The 17,881-nt window shown below is 65.9% G+C and carries 14 protein-coding genes; 5 read left to right on the plus strand and 9 right to left on the minus strand.

Features of this window, described 5'->3' with window-relative positions:
* Window positions 1-53: 53 nt before the first annotated feature.
* The 4 genes from WS62_RS25560 to WS62_RS25575 all read right to left on the minus strand — a co-directional run bounded on the left by WS62_RS25560 (window position 54) and on the right by WS62_RS25575 (window position 4,147).
* Entirely contained in the window at window positions 54-872 is an 819-nt protein-coding gene (locus WS62_RS25560) for an ABC transporter permease subunit (protein WP_066576841.1), read from the minus strand.
* Window positions 869-1,798, minus strand: a complete 930-nt coding sequence (locus WS62_RS25565; protein ID WP_066576843.1) for an ABC transporter permease subunit — start codon at window positions 1,796-1,798, stop codon at window positions 869-871. The genes WS62_RS25560 and WS62_RS25565 overlap by 4 nt, the downstream gene beginning before the upstream one ends.
* Entirely contained in the window at window positions 1,795-2,955 is a 1,161-nt protein-coding gene (locus tag WS62_RS25570) for an ABC transporter ATP-binding protein (protein WP_066576844.1), read from the minus strand. Before WS62_RS25570 ends, WS62_RS25565 begins: the two co-directional genes overlap by 4 nt.
* A gap of 97 nt (window positions 2,956-3,052) precedes the next feature.
* The gene (locus WS62_RS25575) at window positions 3,053-4,147 is read right to left on the minus strand and encodes a polyamine ABC transporter substrate-binding protein (protein ID WP_066493803.1); all 1,095 of its coding nucleotides are present in this window, start codon (window positions 4,145-4,147) and stop codon (window positions 3,053-3,055) included.
* Window positions 4,148-4,531: 384 nt separating this feature from the next.
* On the opposite strand from WS62_RS25575, the gene WS62_RS25580 reads away from it, so the two are divergent.
* Together WS62_RS25580 and WS62_RS25585 are read left to right on the plus strand one after the other, a co-directional pair.
* Entirely contained in the window at window positions 4,532-5,839 is a 1,308-nt protein-coding gene (locus tag WS62_RS25580) for an Nramp family divalent metal transporter (protein WP_066576846.1), read from the plus strand.
* Between the two features lie 667 nt (window positions 5,840-6,506).
* A complete protein-coding gene (locus tag WS62_RS25585) occupies window positions 6,507-6,710 on the plus strand; it encodes a DUF1289 domain-containing protein (RefSeq protein ID WP_066493801.1) in 204 nt (67 codons plus the stop codon).
* A gap of 128 nt (window positions 6,711-6,838) precedes the next feature.
* Here WS62_RS25585 and WS62_RS25590 read toward each other — a convergent pair whose 3' ends face one another.
* The 3 genes from WS62_RS25590 to WS62_RS25600 form a co-directional block, all read right to left on the minus strand.
* A complete protein-coding gene (locus WS62_RS25590) occupies window positions 6,839-7,483 on the minus strand; it encodes an OmpW/AlkL family protein (RefSeq protein WP_066576848.1) in 645 nt (214 codons plus the stop codon).
* Window positions 7,484-7,555: 72 nt separating this feature from the next.
* Window positions 7,556-8,746, minus strand: coding sequence for an NAD(P)H-dependent flavin oxidoreductase (locus WS62_RS25595; RefSeq protein WP_066576883.1), 1,191 nt, complete (start codon window positions 8,744-8,746; stop codon window positions 7,556-7,558).
* 154 nt (window positions 8,747-8,900) lie between these two features.
* Entirely contained in the window at window positions 8,901-10,337 is a 1,437-nt protein-coding gene (locus WS62_RS25600) for an aldehyde dehydrogenase family protein (protein WP_066576850.1), read from the minus strand.
* 283 nt (window positions 10,338-10,620) lie between these two features.
* Between WS62_RS25600 and WS62_RS25605 the strand changes: the two genes are divergently transcribed.
* Entirely contained in the window at window positions 10,621-11,256 is a 636-nt protein-coding gene (locus WS62_RS25605; RefSeq protein WP_066576853.1) for an eIF4A-inactivating lethal factor BLF1, read from the plus strand.
* 161 nt (window positions 11,257-11,417) lie between these two features.
* On the opposite strand, the gene WS62_RS25610 is transcribed toward WS62_RS25605, so the two are convergent.
* Together WS62_RS25610 and WS62_RS25620 are read right to left on the minus strand one after the other, a co-directional pair.
* Window positions 11,418-13,010: an ABC-F family ATPase gene (locus tag WS62_RS25610; protein ID WP_082721283.1), complete on the minus strand. Its 1,593-nt coding sequence runs from the start codon at window positions 13,008-13,010 to the stop codon at window positions 11,418-11,420.
* A gap of 580 nt (window positions 13,011-13,590) precedes the next feature.
* The gene (locus tag WS62_RS25620) at window positions 13,591-16,101 is read right to left on the minus strand and encodes an AsmA family protein (RefSeq protein ID WP_066576872.1); all 2,511 of its coding nucleotides are present in this window, start codon (window positions 16,099-16,101) and stop codon (window positions 13,591-13,593) included.
* 133 nt (window positions 16,102-16,234) lie between these two features.
* Here WS62_RS25620 and WS62_RS25625 point away from each other — a divergent pair, with 133 nt between their 5' ends.
* Together WS62_RS25625 and WS62_RS25630 are read left to right on the plus strand one after the other, a co-directional pair.
* Complete coding sequence (locus WS62_RS25625; protein WP_066576874.1) at window positions 16,235-16,930, plus strand: ABC transporter ATP-binding protein; 696 nt, start codon at window positions 16,235-16,237, stop codon at window positions 16,928-16,930.
* The gene (locus WS62_RS25630) at window positions 16,927-17,745 is read left to right on the plus strand and encodes an ABC transporter permease (RefSeq protein ID WP_066576876.1); all 819 of its coding nucleotides are present in this window, start codon (window positions 16,927-16,929) and stop codon (window positions 17,743-17,745) included. The genes WS62_RS25625 and WS62_RS25630 overlap by 4 nt, the downstream gene beginning before the upstream one ends.
* The last annotated feature ends 136 nt before the right edge of the window (window positions 17,746-17,881 follow it).

Consider the following 17,881-nt stretch of genomic DNA (forward strand, 5'->3'; position numbering starts at 1 on the left):
ATCCCGGCCACCGGGCTACCCGCCGATCTGCGCGCGGCCGGCCCGCCGCCGCGTCAAACGGCCTCCGCCATCCGCCGTCGCTCCTGACGCAGCATCACGTAGTTCGCGGCCACGACGCCGATCGTCACCGCGACGATGAAGAGGGTCGCGAGCGCGTTCATTTCGGGATTGAGGCCGAGACGCACGCGCGAGAACACAACGAGCGGCAGCGTCGTCGAGCCGGGCCCGGACAGGAACGCGGACAACACCAGGTCGTCGATCGACAGCGTGAACGACAGCAGCCAGCCCGACACGAGCGCCTGCGAGATCAGCGGCAGCGTGATCGAGAAGAACACCTTGAACGGCGTCGCGCCGAGGTCGAGCGCGGCTTCCTCGAGCGACGGGTTCAGTTCGCGCACGCGCGACTGCACGATGATCGCGACATACGAGATGCACAGCATCACGTGGCCGAGCCAGATCGTGAACATCCCGCGGCCGGCGGGCCATCCGAACCACTTGCCGAGCTCGATGAACAGCAGCAGCAGCGAGATGCCCTGGATCACCTCGGGAATCACGAGCGGCGCGTTGATCATCCCGCTGTAGAGCGCGAAGCCGCGAAAGCGGCCCATCCGCGCGAGCACGAAGCCCGCCCACGTGCCGATGAACACCGACGCGAACGCGGTCATCACCGCGATCTTCAGCGACAGCCACGCGGCCGAGATCAGCTCGTCGTCCTCGATGAGCGCCGTATACCAGCGCGTCGAGAAACCGGACCAGACGGTGACGAGCTTCGACTCGTTGAACGAGTAGACGACAAGGCTCGCGATCGGGATATACAGGAATCCGAAGCCGATCGCGAGCATCAACACCTGCAGAAAGCGATTCGGCTTCATCGACGGCGGCCCTCCTGCTCCTTCGCCTGGAAGTGCTGGAACATCGCCATCGGCACGAGGAGCAGCAGCACCATCGCGCAGGTCACGGCCGAGGCCATCGGCCAGTCCGCGTTGTTGAAAAACTCGTTCCACATGACGCGGCCGATCATCAGCGTGTTCGCGCCGCCGAGCAGCTCGGGAATCACGTACTCGCCGACGGCCGGAATGAACACGAGAAGACAACCCGCGATGATCCCGTTCTTCGACAGCGGCAGCGTGATCTGCACGAATGCCTTCCACGGCTTCGCGCCTAGGTCGTACGCGGCTTCGAGCAGGCGCAGGTCCATCTTCACGAGGTGCGCGTAGAGCGGCATCACGAGGAACGGCAGGTACGAATAGACCATCCCGATGTAGACGCCGATATTCGTCCGGTACAGTTCGATCGGCGTGCTGATGAGGCCCGTCCATATCAGGAAGTTGTTGAGCAGCCCGTTGTTCTTCAGGATGCCGATCCATGCGTACACGCGGATCAGGAACGACGTCCAGAACGGCAGCATCACCGCCATCATCAGCATGTTGCGCGTGCCCGGGTTCGAGCGCGCGATGTAGTACGCCATCGGATAGCCGAGCAGCAGGCACAAGAGCGTCGTGACCGCCGCGACGACGACCGAATTCACGTAGGTCGCGAAGTACAGGCTGTCGCTGAAGAGGAACGCGTAGTGCTGCAGGTTCAGCGTGACGTGCAGCACGCCTTCCGCGAGCGACGTGAGCTCCGTGTACGGCGGAATGCCGAGCCGAAGCTCCGCGAAGCTGATCTTGACGACGAGGATGAACGGCACGAGAAAGAACAGCACGAGCCAGAAGAACGGGCCCGCGATCACGGCCGTGCGCCCGGTGAGGCCGAACCGCTTCACCGGCCACGCGAGCAGGGACGAAAGCGCGTTCATGACGTCAGCACCACGCCCGCCGCGGCGCTCCAGCGCACGTAGATCTCATCGCCCCAGCCGGGCGAGTCGAGCTCGGCGATCGCGAGGCTCGACACGTTCGCGATCACGGTCTTCCCGGAATCGAGCTTCACGTGATACAGCGAGTAGCCGCCCATGTACGCGACGTTCGTGACGACGCCGCGCCCCCAGTTGTACGCGCCGTCGGCGGGCTTGCGCGTGAGCGCGATCCGCTCCGGACGCACCGACACCGTGACCGGCATGCCGAGCGGGCCCGTGATCCCGTGGTTCACGTAAAGGCGACACGGCAGGTCCGGCGACTCGATGAACACGTGATCGGGCTCGTCCTCGACAGTCGTGCCTTCGAACAGGTTCGTCGAGCCGATGAACTCGGCCGAGAAGCGGCAGTTCGGATATTCGTAGACTTCGTGCGGCGTGCCGATCTGCACGATCTGGCCTTCGCTCATCACGGCGAGCCGGCTCGCCATCGTCATCGCCTCTTCCTGGTCGTGCGTGACCATGATGCAGGTGACGCCAACCTTGTCGAGGATGTTGACGAGCTCGATCTGCGTGCGCTGGCGGATCTGCTTGTCGAGCGCGGACATCGGCTCGTCGAGCAGCAGCAGCTTCGGCCGCTTGACGAGCGAGCGCGCGAGCGCGACCCGCTGCTGCTGGCCGCCCGAGAGCTGATGCGGCTTGCGGCTCGCGTAGCGCGCCATCTGCACGAGTTCGAGCGCGTCGCGCACGCGCTCCTTCAGTTCGGCCTTCGGCACGCCTTCCTGCTTCAGGCCGAACGCGACGTTCGCTTCGACCGTCATGTGCGGAAACAGCGCGTACGACTGGAACATCATGTTCACGGGCCGCTTGTACGGCGGCATCTGCGCGAGGTCCTCGCCGTCGATCAGGATCTTGCCCGACGTGATCGTCTCGAGGCCGGCGAGCATCCGCAGCAACGTGGACTTGCCGCACCCGGAGCTGCCGAGGAGCGCGAACAGTTCGCCCTTGCATACGGTCAGATCGACGTTGCGCACCGCGAAGGTCTCGTCGAACTTCTTGACGACGTCGATGATCTGGACAAAGTTTTCGGCGCGCTCGTCGGCGCCCGTCTGATGCCGATAGGACGGCGCGCCTGCCACCGCCGCGCCCGACTGACTATTCATGATGTGCTGCTGTGCTCCTACGTTTGACGAACAAAGCCCCCGGGGACACCAGGGGCTTCTCAGGGTTGCCGCGATACTGCGCGCTTCGGCTTGCGCGTCAGCGTCCCGACTTCAGCTCGGTCCAGAGACGCGTTTGCAGGCGCTGGATTTCAGGCGGCAGCGGCTTGAGCAGGAACAGCGTCTTCACGACGTCCGGATGCGGGTAGACGGCCGGATCGTTCGCGACGTCCGGACGCACGTACTTGCGCGCTTCCGCGTTCGCGCTCGGGTAGTAGACCGCGTTCGTGATCGCCGCGTGAACCTTCGGTTCCTCGATGTAGTTGATCCATTGCAGCGCGGCGTCCTTGTTTTTCGCGTCCTTCGGAATCGCCATCACGTCGAACCACACGGGCGCGCCGCCCTTCGGCACGTAGTACTCGACCTTGTACGGCTTCTTCGCTTCGAGCGCGCGGTGCTTCGCGATCACGACGTCGCCCGACCAGCCGAACGCGAAGCAGATGTCGCCGCCGACCATGTCGTTGATGTAGCCCGACGAGTTGAACTGCGTGATGTACGGGCGAATCTTCTTGAGCACCTGCATCGCGGCCTGGTAGTCGGCCGGGTTCGTGCTCATCGGATCCTTGCCGATGTAGTGCAGCGTCGCCGCGAACATCTGGTCCGGCGCGTCGAGCACCGACACGCCGCACGCCTTCAGCTTCGAGATGTTCTCCGGCTTGAACAGGATGTCCCAGTTGTCGAGCGGCACCTTGCCGAGGAGCTTCTGCGCCTTGTCGACGTTGTAGCCGAGGCCCGTCGTGCCGTACGCCCAGGGCACCACGTACTTGTTGCCCGGATCGGCGCCCGCGACGAGCGCCATCAGTTGCGGATCGAGATACTTGAGGTTCGGCAGCTTCGACTTGTCGAGCGGCGCGAAGATGCCGGCCTGGATCTGCTTGCCCGCGTAGTTGCTGGTCGGCACGACGATGTCGTAGCCCGAGTTGCCGGTCAGAAGCTTCGCCTGCAGCGTGTCGTCGCTGTCGTAGTTGTCGTAGCGAACCTTGACGCCCGATTGCTTCTCGAAGTTCGGGATCGTGTCCTTCGCAATGTAGTCCGACCAGTTATAGACGTTGAGCTGCGTATCCTTCGCCGCCGCCACCGATGCGCCCGCGCAGAGCGCAAGTGCCGTCAACCGGCCCGCCACCTTTGCCTTCATCCCGTTCTCCCTGATCGAACCGATTCGATCGCCGTCAGCCTCGCCGCCGCGGCGCGCCGTTTCGCGCCGCCCCTTGAAAACCCCGAAAGCTACCACCAATCCGGCCCCGCCACAAAAATTTCCCGCCTTTGTCGCACAAACGGAACACATTTGCACTTTTCGATTGCGCGGCGGGTCACTGCGACGCAGCAGGTGGGCGCAATTTTATCGGGTTATCGCCGCGTGTCCATCCTCAAAAAAGGCCCGCGCACGACAAACGGATCTTCTACCTTAAATTCAGGCGGCGCCCGTTCGTCGTTTCATATAGGAGGACGAGCCGCGCGCCCGTCCGAACATCGCGCCCGCTCCGGCTGTGCGCGGCGAACCGTCCGTCGAACCGCCACCATGAACAGCAATCCGCTCGCTGCCCGCTCCGCGTCGTCACGCCATCCGCCCGCCTCCGGCGGGCCGGGCGGCCGCCGCCGCTGGGCGACGTTCGTCGGTGCGGGCGCGCTCGTCGCCGTCGGCTACATGGACCCCGGCAACTGGGCTACCGCGCTCGCGGGCGGCGCGGGCTACGGCTACGCGCTCCTCGGCGTCGTGATCGCCGCGAGCCTGATGGCGATGCTACTGCAATGGCTTGCCGCGCGGATCGGCGTCGTATCCGGGCGCGACCTCGCGCAGCTATGCCGCGAGCGCTTCGACCCGCGCGTCACCGTGCTGCTGTGGATCGCCGCCGAAATCGCGATCGTCGCGTGCGACGTCGCCGAGGTCGTCGGCGCGGCGGTCGCGCTGCAGATGCTGCTCGGCGTGTCGCTGACGACAGGCGTGCTGGCGTCGGCGGTCGGCACGCTCGCAATGCTCGCGCTCGAGCGGCGCGGCCGGCGTACGCTCGAGGCGGCGATCACGTCGCTCATCTTCTTCGTCGGCCTGTGCTTCGTGGTCGAGGTCGCGCTCGCACGGCCCGACTGGCATGCGGCGCTCGCGGGCGCCGCACCGTCGCCGCAACTGCTGCGCGACGCCGGCATGCTGTGGCTCGCGGCCGGCATCCTCGGCGCGACCGTGATGCCGCACAACCTCTACCTGCATTCGACGCTCGTCAAGCACCACGCGAACGCGCGCGACGAGCAGTCGATCCGGCATGCGCTCTTCGGCGTCAACCTCGATACGTTCGTATCGCTCGGATTCGCATTCGTGATCAATGCGGCGCTCCTCATCGTCGCGGCAGCCGTGTTCCACGCAAGCGGCCATCACGACGTCACCGATCTCGCCGACGCGCACCGGCTCATCGCGCCCCTCGTCGGCAACCGCTGGGCGGGCCTGCTGTTCGCTGCCGCGCTGCTCGCGTGCGGGCTGTCGGCGACCGTGACGGGCACGCTTGCCGGACAGGCGGTGATGGAAGGCTTCCTGAAACTGACGCTGCCGCGCTGGCAGCGCGCGCTACTGACTCGCGCGCTCGCGATGGGGCCCGCGCTCGCGGCAGTCGGCCTGTTCGGGCAGCACGGGTCGAACCGGTTGCTCGTCGCGAGCCAGGTCGTGCTGAGCCTGCAGTTGCCGCTCGCGATGGTTCCGCTCATCGTATTCGCGTCGAGCCGCGAGCTGATGGGCGGCTGGCGGGCCCGCGGCGGGCCGCTCGCGGCCGCGTGGGCGTGCGCCGCCGTGATCCTGCTGCTGAACGGGGCGCTCGTCTGGCAGCTCGCGACGGCGGAGTAGGCAAGCGGAACGTCGGCGACGCGCGGTTGTTCGATTTGCTCGATTTGCGCTCCGTCGACGGTTATCCGGTTGACATTTCGGTTGGAAAGTCGGCGCGATTTCGGCTTCGCGTTTTGGCGATGCGGCGGGTTTTATGCGGGAAATGGACGCTTCGATTCAAGTGCGCTCCAACTCGGCGCTTCGACCTAGTCGAAGGTCGAGCGCATCGATTATCAGTGCGGAATGGGCAACTCCGGATGGGTGGCGCCGGATTGATCATTCCCGATTGTCCGTTCCGGATTGGCGGCTCCGGCCAAGCGTCTCGATTCGGCGCTTGCATCGAGCCGCGCTGTCGCCCACCCGGCAACGCCGGCTGCGCAGCAACCGGACACCATCCCGGCTTCGCCACAGCGAGCCGCCTGACGGCCGAAGCCGGCCGGCGCGAACAATGACGCGAATCGCCACCGACTGCGAAAGCCGCGCGCCGTCCGCCAGCCGACGAGACATCGCCGCCCACTCGCCGCCCCGACATCTGGCGATACCGCCGCGGCACCCCGGCCCAGGCTCGTACCGCGCGACTCGACTGTGTCGGCAAAACCGCCCGCGACGGCTTCGCCGGGCGTTCCGAGCACATGCTTTAACATAACGGCTTGCCGCACGTGCGGCGACCACCGAATTCAATGTTCCGATGACCTCGAATCTTCACGACAACCCCGACAGCCCCTGCATCGGCGTCTGCTCGACGCTCTTCGACGAAGTCTGCAAAGGCTGCGGACGGACGGCGCTCGAAGTCTCGAACTGGGTGTTCATGACGGACGCCGAGAAGCAGGCGGTCTGGGAGCGCATCACGCGCGAAGGCACCGCGATGCGCTTTCAGTACGACAAGCTGTAAGCACGCGGCCCGCCGCACGAGCGGCGCACACGGATTCCATCAGCATCCCGAAGCGAATCGGCACAAAAAAAAGACGGCACGCATGAAGCCGTGCCGCCAACCCCAACACTTTTCGATTCTTTCGATACTTAGAACTTCATCCCGACGCCGACGCCCACGACGAGCGGATCGATGTTCAGCCGGCCGAGCGGCTGGCCGCCGAGCGTCGCATCGGTGTGCATCCAGATTTTCTTCACGTCGACGTTGACGAACAGCTTCTTCGTCACTTGCACGTCGACGCCGAACTGCAGCGCGGGACCGAAGCTGTGGTTGTTGACCCCGATCCCCTCGCCGCCCGCGTGCAGCCCGTTGTTGTAGAACAGCGTGTAGTTGATGCCCGCGCCGACGTACGGCCGCACCTTGCCGGCGTGATTGAAGTGGTACTGCAGCAGCAGCGTCGGCGGCAGCACGCCGACGCCGCCGAGATCGCCGAGCGACGACGTGATCTGATGCCGCGACGTGCCGAGAATCAGCTCGACGCCCAGGTAGTCGCGAATCATGTAGGTGAAGTCGAGTTCGGGGACGATCGCGTTGTTCACGCCCACGTTCAGCGCCGACAGCGTATTGCTCGTGCGTTCGTCCGGCATGATGCTGATCCCGCGAACGCGCGCGATGATATCGCCTTGATTGATGCCCTCCCCGGGCGAAGCCGCATGCGACAGCGACGGAATCATCGCGAGGCCGGCTGCACAGGCGATGGCGGTGGTGCAATTACGAACTGTTTGACGACGCATGTTAAGGACCCCCTAAGAACAGGCTTCATTCTCAGGGGATGGTTCCCTACTTATATTGATGAACATCAAGTCTCACGCAAGCGAGAATGTAGGACGGTTTGTCGCAGGCTCGGGCGCGGTACCCGTCAGCAGCAGCTCGAGCAAGTCACGCACGCTGCGGATCGCCTGCCCGAACGGCAGCGACTCGCGACCGCGGAAGAACAGCCCGTTCGCGACGTCGCCGCGCAGCGCCGCAGCGAGGCGCGTGTCGATGCAGAAGTGGCCGAAGCGCTCGATGCCGTCGCGCAATCCGCACGCGGTCAAGCATTCGAGCGCGGACGGGCAGCGCTGCTTGAGCGCGCCAATCTTCGCGCGAATGCGCGCCTCGTGCCGCAGATAGCGCTCGAGCCACGGCGTCTTCACCGCGCGTGCAGGCAGCCCCGTGACGCTCACGAACTCGACGATGTCGTCCGGCTTCGCATTCGCGAGCACGTGCTTGAAGTTCGGATGGGCGTCGCCCTCTTCGGTGACCGCGAACGGCGTGCCCACCTGCACGCCGTTCGCGCCTTCGGCGAGTGCCGCACGCACCGCTTCGTGACTGTTGATGCCGCCCGCGACGATGAGCGGAATCCGCTCGCGCTCGAGCCCGAGCGACGCGAACGTCTGCACGGTCTCTTCGATGACGCGCGCAAATTCGAAACGCGGATCGCCCATGTCGTCGAGATTCGTCACGCCGAGATGGCCGCCCGCATGCGCCGGATGCTCGATCACGATCGCATCGGGCAGGCGCCCCTTCTTCATCCACTTTTTCAGCACGAGCGCAGTCCCGCGGCTGTCCGACAGGATCGGAATCAGCGCGACATCGTGCCCCTGCGTCATGTCCGGCAGATCGAGCGGCAACCCTGCGCCCATCACGATCGCGTCCGCACCGAATTCGCATGCGATGCGCACATAGTCCGCGTGCGAGCGCACCGCCTTCATCACGTTGACGGCGACCATCCCGTGGCCCTCGCTCCACGTCTTCGCGCGCTGGATCTCGCGCGCGAGCGCTTCGAGATTCGCGGCCTCCATCGTTTCGCGATCGGGACGCCGCTTGCAGCGCTCGATCAGATCGGTGTGGTGATGGCGCAAGTCGATACTCGCGATCGTGCCGAGCGCGCCTTCGCGCGCGACGCTCCCGGCAAGCCGATGCGCGGAGATGCCGACGCCCATTCCGCCCTGCACGACGGGCAACAGCGAACGGCCGCGAATCTTGAGCGGCGGAAAAGATGTGGGATCGGTCATCGCAACCTCTCGATACGGCAGAAAGAATTTGATGATCGGCGATTGTCGGCGAAGCGCCTTGACCGTCGTCAAGAAAAACGGCACGCGTCCGCGTGGACGCATGCCGTGCCGTCACAAAAAGATGCGCGCTTGATACGCGCTTATGCATTCTTCTTTATGCGTTCTTCTTCGGACGCAACTGCATCGATTTGTATTCCAGATATTCCTCGAGCCCGTACACGCCGTTCTCGCGGCCGATCCCCGACTGTTTGAAACCGCCGAACGGCGCAGCCATGTTCCAGGCACCGCCATTGATGTCGACCTGGCCCGTGCGAATGCGCCGCGCGACGCGCAGCGCGTGCTCGTCGCTGCCCGACCACACCGCGCCGCCGAGACCATACGGCGAATCGTTCGCGATCCGCACCGCATCGTCATCGTCGCGATACGTGATGATCGACAGCACCGGGCCGAAGATTTCCTCCTGCGCGATCGTCGCATCGGGCCTCACGCGGCCGAACACGGTCGGCTTCACGAAGAAGCCGCGCGTAACGCCCTCCGGCATGCCGAGGCCGCCCGTGACGAGCTCCGCGCCTTCGTCGATGCCGCGCTGGATGTAGCCCTGCACGCGCGCTTGCTGAACCGCCGACGCGAGTGCGCCGAGCCGCGTCGCATCATCGCGCGGGTCGCCCGCGACATACGCTTCGGCCGCCGACTTCGCGAGCTCGCGCGCTTCGTCGTAGCGCGATTCCGGCACGAGCATCCGCGTGTGCGCGGAGCACGTCTGGCCCGCGTTCAGATAGCACGCGGATACCGTACCCTTCACCGCGGCCACGAAATCCGCATCGTCGAGAATCACCGACGCCGACTTGCCGCCCAGTTCGAGCGCGACGCGCTTCACGCCGGCCGCGGCCAGCTCGGCGACGCGCTTGCCCGCGCGCGTCGAGCCGGTGAACGACACCATGTCGACATCGGGATCGCTCGCGAGCGCTTCGCCGACGACAGGCCCGTAACCGCACACGAGGTTGAACACGCCGGCGGGCAGCCCGGCATCGTGAATCGCTTCGGCGAGCATGAACGCATTGAGCGGCGCGACTTCGGACGGCTTCAGCGCGACCGTGCAGCCTGCCGCGAGCGCGGCCGCGACCTTCAGCGTGATCTGGTTGAGCGGATAGTTCCACGGCGTGATCGCCGCGACGACGCCGATCGGCTCGCGCACGACGAGCGAATTGCCGACCTGCTCTTCGAACGCGAACGTCTCGGCGAGCTTCGCATACGCGCCCCAGTTGTAGACCGGCCCGCCGACCTGGATCGCGCGCGACAGCCTGATCGGCATGCCGACTTCGCCCGTGATCAACTGCGCGAGTTCCTCGCTGCGCGCCTTCAGGTTTTCGGTGATCTTGTGCAGATAGCGGGCGCGCTCGGCGGGCGGCGTCGCGGCCCAGCCGTCGAACGCGGCGCGCGCGGCGGCGACGGCCGCTTTCGCGTCATCGGCGGAGCCCTCGGGAATGCGACCGATCACGGCCTCCGTGCCGGAGTCGATCACGTCGATCGCGCCCTTGCCCGCGCTCGGACGCCACGCGCCGCCGATGTAGAACTGTTCGTAGGTTTTCATTGCAGCCCTCTCGTCTCCCGGTCGAAATATGATCATTCTACCCAGTCGAACGCATCGGCCAACCCGGCATCCCTATTGCTCGAGATAAGAAGCGGGCGTTATCCCCCATCGTTGCGGAGAACGTCGGGCTCGCCGGGCGAACTACACTCGAGGAATCGCATTTCACCAGGAGACACCCTCGCCCCGCAACAGCCTGCGGACCCATTCCGTCGAGCCGCTCGAAGCGCGCAACCGACCTCCCGCCCACTATGTGAATCGCCTTTGCTCGAAAGGACGAACGACCATGCCTAATTCACTCGAAACCCAGATTCGTCAGGCAATGAAAACAGGCAGCGCTTTCACTGTCGAATTCGATCAGAGTCTCAATCAGAAATCGCCGGGCACCTTGAGTGTATTTCTTCACTCGATGAATGGCGGCGTCAGAATCGATCTCGATTCGGGCAATCACGGCGAGCCGGCAAAAGTACTTTGGCTGCCGTGGAAACAAGGCGAACTGCAAACGCTGCAGCCCGGATCGATCTCGACCCGAGACATGCTGTTCTTCACCTACTATCTATCCGGTTGCAAAGTATTCGCCGGCAGGAGCGGTCCGATCTGGCACATCGATGCTCCAGTCGACGTCGCGCAATTCTGGCGCAGGATGACGAGCGACGAATGGATGGAGGATTGGGCCACCGGAACCGATCGAGCCGTGGCCTACCTCCATCGCGCAGGCCAACGCGAAAACCTGTGGAAGCTGTCCGAGTACCTCGAAGGCCCCGCACCGAGCACCTACGGTAGCGGCGATCTTGGACAAGCGGTGGTAGGCGGAATCGTCAGCGGCCCTCAGCAAGTCGACCTGTATCGGTACGCCACGACATCTTCGGGTTCATCTCCTTGGAGCCCATTGACGTACGGCGATCAACGACGCAAGAAATAAGCGGGAAACCGTGCGTCTCCGTCGGGAACCGACGGCCAGGCCCGCATCGACGACAAAGGGCAGGAAATCCATCGGACCACCGCATTCCTGCCCTACCTCGAACAAAACCGAATCCGATTATCCGGCGGCCATTTCCGATCGAGCCGCCGCCATCATCTCTTTTATTGCAGCCCCTTGCTCGCGAGGAAATCCTCGTAGTTTCCGCCGAAGTCGACGAGCGTGCCGTCCGTCGTCACTTCGATGATCCGGTTCGCGAGGCCGCTGACGAACTCGCGGTCGTGCGACACGAAGATCAGCGTGCCTTCGAACTTCTCGAGCGCGATTTGCAGCGACTCGATCGATTCCATGTCCATGTGGTTGGTCGGCTCGTCCATCAAGAGCACGTTGTGGCGGCCGAGCATCAGCTTGCCCCAGATCATGCGCCCCTTCTCGCCGCCCGACAGCACCTTCACCGACTTCTTGATGTCGTCCGCCGAGAACAGCAGGCGGCCGAGCGTGCCGCGCACCATTGTCTCGTCGTCGCCGTCCTTGCGGTACTGGTCGATCCAGTCCATCAGCGTGACGTCGTTCGGGAACTCTTCGTACGTGTCCTGCGGCATGTAGCCGATATTCGCGTTCTCGGCCCACTTGACCGTGCCGTGATCGAGCGTCAGGTTGCCGAGCAGCGAACGCAGCAGCGTCGTCTTGCCCGCGCCGTTCTCGCCGATGATCGCGATGCGCTCGCCCGGCTGCACCGACAGGTTGAAGTTCTGGAAGATCGTCCGTTCGTATTGCTTCGTGATCGTATCCGCAACGACCGCGATGTTGTGCAGCTTCTTCTCGAACTCGAAGCGGATGAACGGGTTCTGCCGCGACGACGGCTTGAATTCCTCGATCTTGATCTTGTCGATCTGCTTCGCGCGGCTCGTCGCCTGGCGGGCCTTCGACTTGTTCGCCGAGAAGCGACGCACGAAGTCCTGCAGCTCGGCGACGCGTTCCTTCGCGCGCGCGTTCGCGGCCGCCTGTCGCTCGCGCGCCTGCGCGGACGCGAGCATGTAGTCGTCGTAGTTGCCCGGCCAGACCTTCAGCGTGCCATAGTCCATGTCGGCCATGTGCGTGCACACCGAGTTCAGGAAGTGACGATCATGCGAGATGATGATCATCGTCGAGTTGTAGTTGTTGAGCGTATCTTCGAGCCAGCGGATCGAATTGATGTCGAGGTTGTTGGTCGGCTCGTCGAGCAGCAGCACGTCCGGATTCGAGAACAGCGCCTGCGCGAGCAGCACGCGCAGCTTCCAGCCCGGCGCGACGTCGCGCATCGGACCGCTGTGGAATTTCTCTTCGATGCCGATGCCGAGCAGGAGCGCGCCCGCGCGCGCCTCGGCGTCGTAGCCGCCGTACTCGGCGAACTTCGCCTCGAGCTCGGCGGCGTGCATGTAGTCGTCGTCGGTCGCTTCCGGGTTCGCGTAGATCGCGTCGCGCTCGGACATCGCGGCCCACATCTCGGTGTGGCCCATCATCACGACGTCGAGCACACGCACGTCTTCATACGCGAACTGGTCCTGGCGCAGCTTGCCGAGACGGACGTTCGGCTCGAGCGCGACGTTGCCTCCGGACGATTCGAGATCGCCGCCGAGGATCTTCATGAAGGTCGACTTGCCGCAGCCGTTCGCCCCGATGAGGCCGTAGCGGTTGCCCTCCCCGAACTTGACCGAGATGTTCTCGAACAAGGGCTTGGGCCCGAATTGCATCGTGATGTTGGCGGTAGAAAGCACAGCGTGGCCTCGTGAAAGAGGAGAGATCGACGGGAAACCGAGTATTTTAGCAGGAGTCGGTGACGTGCTGCTCGCAGGCGCGCTCGGCGGGCATGCAATGCGCGGGCAAACGGCCGCAAGCGGCCGCGCTGCGACAATCGGGGATCGATCGGTTTGCGCAGCGGCGACACGGGAACGGACGCGTTTGGCGTAGCGCGGCGGCCGCGCCGCACGATGGCAGCGCGACGGCGGTGGCGCACATCCGCACGGCGACAGCGCGCGCGACGGCGGCAGTATTGCACGAGATCGCGAAAACCGCCGCCCAAGCCGTTCCGCCGCTGCAAGCGACTCCGTCGCCAAACGCGTCGAATGCGTCGAATGCGGCGATCGCCGCGGCCACGATCCCATCGGGAGGGAACAAACCGGCGCACTTCGCATTCGGCGCAAATCCGCGCCGATTCGCCCACGATTTACGCTGCGCGGGTTCGTGCCCGCCCTTCAAGCACGCTGCCGGGCGCGCCCACCGCACACCGGGGCCGAGCGCGCCGCGCGACGATCGCGGCGAGGCGAGGCGAGGCGCCTTGCCGGCGTCCTCCGTCGGCTACCGCTTCGACACGTTCGGCGCGGGCGCCTTGCGCGGCGTCTTCAACTGCGCGAACAACACCGAACACGGCACGTCCTTGTTGTTGCTCGGCGCGATCAGCGGGACCAGCGCCGCGAACGGATTGATCAGTCCGAGGCCGACCATCGCGCCCGCGCGCAACGCGAGCGCGCCCGCATCGACGCCGACGTCCGGATTCTTGAACGTACCCTTCGCGTAAAGCGGCGAGCGCAGCGAGAACACTCGGAAGCCCTTCGTGTGCGGATGGATCTTCAGGTCCAGGGTTTCGTCGCGCAGACTGATCGGGCCGTCGATGTTGATCAGCGCATCGTCGGTGTCGAACGCAAACACCTTCGTATCGAGCACGCCGCTGGTCGCGACAAAATCGATCGCCGCGCAATTGATCTTCACGTCGCGGCCGCCGAACAACTTCTCGTAGACGACGTTCGCGACGTTCAACCCGGCCGCCTCCATCAGCAGCCGGCTGATCGCGCCGTTGGTCACGAGCGCCTTCACTTCGCCGTTCGCGGTCGCCGCGAGCGCCGCGGGCGAGTTGCCGGTCGCCGACAGCGCGGCGTCGCCGTTGATCTCGCCGAGCGCCGACTGCATCACCTTCTGCGTCGCGAACAGCTGTTTCAGCTTCAGGTGGCGCGCCGACACGGAGAAGCGCCCCTTCAGCGGCGCACCGCTGCCGTCGAGCCGCGCGTCGGTAGCGAGCGACCCGCCTGCCACGCCGAACTTGAGCGGCAGCAGCGACAGCACGCCGTCCTGCATCACGACGTGCGTGTACAGGTCCGTGATCGGCAAGTCGGCGCGCTTGACGAGCTTCGTGCCGGTGAACTTCACGTCGGCGTCGAGCGCGCGCCAGCGGTCGGTGCGGAACGTCTCGACAGGCAGCACGCGGCCCGGCGGCTGCTTCGTCGTGTCGCCGCGCCGCGCCTTGCTCGCCGCCGTGTCGGCACCGATGATCGGCGCGAGATCGGAGAACTGGAGCAGGTTCGACACGAGCTCGCCCGACAGCAGCGGACGCGGCTCGCGCTGCGCGTACTCGAGCGTGCCGCGCAGATCGCTGCCGCCGACGCGGCCGTTGAAGTTCTCATAGCGGAACGTACTCGCGCGGCGCTTGAAATTGCCGATGAGGCGCCCTTCGGTCGCATATGGCGGCGTATCGGGCAGCGTCACGCCCGTGAGCGGATACAGATGCGACATGCTCGAACCCTGCAGCCACAGGCGCAGATCGATCGCCGCGAGGTGCACGGGATCGGAGAGCGTGCCGACGATCGCCAAGCGCGTGTCGCCCGCCTTCACGTCGGCCTGCAGCGGGAACGGGCGCGACGCGTCCTGCAGCGCGAGCACGCCGCCCATCTTGCCCGTGCCGTCTACCGGCACGCCCTTGTAGCGGCCCTTGACCGTCAGGCCGAACGCGTAGGCCGGACCGGTCGGCTTCCTCGCAGCGGCCGCCGCGGACGCGCCGGACGCTGCGCTGGCGCCGCTCGCGCCGGAGGCGATCATGGTCGTCGGGACGGCCGAGGTGGCCGACATTGCCGAGATGGCCGATGCGCCGGCCGCACCCGCGCCCGGCGCGGAAGGCTTGCCAGCCGCAACGGCCGCTGCGCTCGCGCCGGACGGCGCGTGCGTCACCGATGCGGCGGTCGCATTCGACGAAACGCTCTTGCTTGCCGCCGTCTTGGCCGTCGCCGCCTGATCCGCCGCGGAAGCCTTGCCGGCCGAAGCCGCTGCATTCGCGTCCGACGCGCCGCTCGCCGCGGGAGCCTTGCCCGATTCGGGCGCCGACGCAGCCGAGGCCGCCGACGCCTGGGATGCGACCTCTGCCTTCGCCTTCGCGGTCAGCTGCGCGGCGCCCTTCTTGCCGACGCGCTGCGCCGACGCCGCCCGCGATGTCTCCTCCTGCTGCTTGAGCACGTCGCCGAGCGGGATCTGCTGGCCGAGCGTGTCGATCGCAACGGTCAGATCGGCTTTCGTGATCGCGTCGCGGTACACGACCGTGCCCTTCGCGAAGCCGAAGTCGCGCAATTGCACCTTCCACGGCGAGGGGCCGGAGGATTTCTTGAACTCGAAGGTCCAGTTGTTGCGGCCGTCGGCGAGGCGCTCGACATCGAGCGCCGGATTGACCAGTTCGATCGTGGGGATCACGACTTCATGTGCGAGGAGCGGCAGGACCGCGAGCTCGAAGCGCGCTTCGTCGAGCGTCGCGAAATTGAGCGCCTTCGCCCAGGCCGGGTTGCCGATGACGACCTGGGTCGCCGAGAACATCGGCCACGGCACCCACGCGCGCCAGCCGGTTTCGCCGTCGGGACGCCGCCAGCCGACCTTGATGTCGCCGCGGATCTCGAACGGCCGGCCGATCGACGCGCTTGCCTGCTCGTTGATCCAGGGTTTCGCGCGATTCCAGTCGAACGTGAAGATGAACACGCCGAGCGCCGCGGTCAGTACCGCGACGATGCCGACGATCCACGCCACCGTTTTGCCGAGGGTACGGGTGAGCGTCATGCCAGATTCCGTCGTTGTGCTTCGTGAACCGGCCGCGCCGCGCAGCATGCGCGACGCAGCCGCTAGTGGTTATTATGGCGCACGACACCGCGCCACCCGCCCCCATTTACCGTTTTTTGCGTTTTTTGCATCTATGACAGCCGATGTCCTGATCGAGACCCGACAGATCGCCCGCCGCGACGCGGCGAGCGGCAAGACACTCCTCGCCCCGACCGACTTCGTGCTCGCGCCGGGCGAGCGGATCGCGCTCACCGGACCGTCTGGCTCGGGGAAGAGCGTATTTTTACGCGTTCTGGCCCTGCTCGACCCGAGCGACGGCGGCCGGCTGCTCTGGCACTGCAAGCGCGTCCCGCGCGCGGCGATTCCGCGCTACCGGCGCAGCGTCGCGTACGTGCGGCAGCGCCCGGCGACGGCCGACGGCACGGTTGAAGATCTGCTGCGCTACCCGTATTCGCTCGCCGTCTACCGCGACGCGCACTTCGATCGTGCCCGCGTCGCGCACCTCGCCGCGCAGGCCGGCCGCGGCGACGATTTCCTCCGCAAGGCATCGAGCGAGCTGTCGGGCGGCGAGGCGCAGATCGCCGCGCTGCTGCGCGTGCTGCAGCTCGATCCCGACGTGCTGCTGCTCGACGAGCCCACTTCCGCACTCGACCCCGATTCGACCCGTGCAATCGAGGCGCTCGTGTCTGCATGGTTCGACGCCGCGCCGAGCGCCCGCTCGTACCTGTGGATATCGCACGATCCGGCCCAGGCGGCGCGCGTCGGCGCGCGACGCCTGACAATGCGCGCCGGCGTGCTCGACGTCGTCGCGACGGAGGACGTCCGATGAACACGCCGCTGCAAGATCTGAGCCTCGTCGACATCGGCATCGCGGCGGCCCTCGTCGCGATCAACGGCGCGATCTCGGTCGCGCTGTCGCTCGACCTCGGCCGCAAGCTCGCTTGGGCCGCCGCGCGCACCGTCGTCCAGTTGCTCGCGATCGGCTACGTGCTCGGCTGGGTGTTCGGCCATCCGCACTGGTATGTCGTGCTGCCGCTTGTCGCGCTGATGACGCTGATCGCCGGCTTCGCGGGCGCCGCGCGCGGCAAGCGCACCTACGCGGGCCAGCGCGTCGACAGCATCCTGTCGATCTGGGCGAGCAGTTGGTTCGTCGCGGCGATCGGCCTGTTCGTCGTGATCCGCATCCATCCGTGGTACGCGCCGCAATATGCGATTCCGATCCTCGGGATGGTCCTCGGCAATACGCTGACGGGCGTGTCGCTCGGCATCGAGCGGATGATGGAGGAGCTGACCGCGCGGCGGGATCGCGTCGAGACCGCGCTCGCGCTCGGCGCGACACGCTGGGAGGCCGCGCAGGATGCGGCGCGGCAGGCGGTGCGCGCCGGGATGCTGCCGACGCTCAACCAGATGGCCGTCGTCGGCGTCGTGAGCCTGCCGGGGATGATGACGGGTCAGGTGCTCGCCGGGCAGTCGCCGTTGCAGGCGGTCCGCTATCAGATCGTCATCATGTTCCTGATCGCCGCGGCGTCCGCGCTCGGCACCGTCGGCGCCGTGCTGTCGACGTATCGGCGGCTCTTTTCCGCCGAACACCGCTTTCTCGCGTCGCGGCTCGTCGAGCGGGCGGCGGCGAAGAACGGCGGGTGAGATGTCGAGCCAAACGTTCGCGATGCGGATCGGTGGATCGGTGGATCGGTGGATCGGTGGATCGGTGAGTCGGTGAGTCGGTGAGTCGGTGGATCGGTGGGTCGGTGGGTCGGTGGTTCGGCGGTTCGGCGGTTCG

It is taken from the genome of Burkholderia sp. ABCPW 14 (assembly GCF_001523835.1).
In the GTDB taxonomy this organism is placed as follows: domain Bacteria; phylum Pseudomonadota; class Gammaproteobacteria; order Burkholderiales; family Burkholderiaceae; genus Burkholderia; species Burkholderia mayonis.

Bases quoted from the DNA above. Each gene is read 5' to 3' on its own strand.
- WS62_RS25585 (WP_066493801.1), top strand. From the start codon at position 6,507: ATGACCTCGAATCTTCACGACAACCCCGACAGCCCCTGCATCGGCGTC.
- WS62_RS25625 (WP_066576874.1), top strand. From the start codon at position 16,235: ATGACAGCCGATGTCCTGATCGAGACCCGACAGATCGCCCGCCGCGAC.
- WS62_RS25560 (WP_066576841.1), bottom strand. From the start codon at position 872: ATGAAGCCGAATCGCTTTCTGCAGGTGTTGATGCTCGCGATCGGCTTC.
- WS62_RS25580 (WP_066576846.1), top strand. From the start codon at position 4,532: ATGAACAGCAATCCGCTCGCTGCCCGCTCCGCGTCGTCACGCCATCCG.
- WS62_RS25600 (WP_066576850.1), bottom strand. From the start codon at position 10,337: ATGAAAACCTACGAACAGTTCTACATCGGCGGCGCGTGGCGTCCGAGC.
- WS62_RS25630 (WP_066576876.1), top strand. From the start codon at position 16,927: ATGAACACGCCGCTGCAAGATCTGAGCCTCGTCGACATCGGCATCGCG.
- WS62_RS25575 (WP_066493803.1), bottom strand. From the start codon at position 4,147: ATGAAGGCAAAGGTGGCGGGCCGGTTGACGGCACTTGCGCTCTGCGCG.
- WS62_RS25570 (WP_066576844.1), bottom strand. From the start codon at position 2,955: ATGAATAGTCAGTCGGGCGCGGCGGTGGCAGGCGCGCCGTCCTATCGG.
- WS62_RS25605 (WP_066576853.1), top strand. From the start codon at position 10,621: ATGCCTAATTCACTCGAAACCCAGATTCGTCAGGCAATGAAAACAGGC.
- WS62_RS25595 (WP_066576883.1), bottom strand. From the start codon at position 8,746: ATGACCGATCCCACATCTTTTCCGCCGCTCAAGATTCGCGGCCGTTCG.
- WS62_RS25565 (WP_066576843.1), bottom strand. From the start codon at position 1,798: ATGAACGCGCTTTCGTCCCTGCTCGCGTGGCCGGTGAAGCGGTTCGGC.
- WS62_RS25620 (WP_066576872.1), bottom strand. From the start codon at position 16,101: ATGACGCTCACCCGTACCCTCGGCAAAACGGTGGCGTGGATCGTCGGC.
- WS62_RS25590 (WP_066576848.1), bottom strand. From the start codon at position 7,483: ATGCGTCGTCAAACAGTTCGTAATTGCACCACCGCCATCGCCTGTGCA.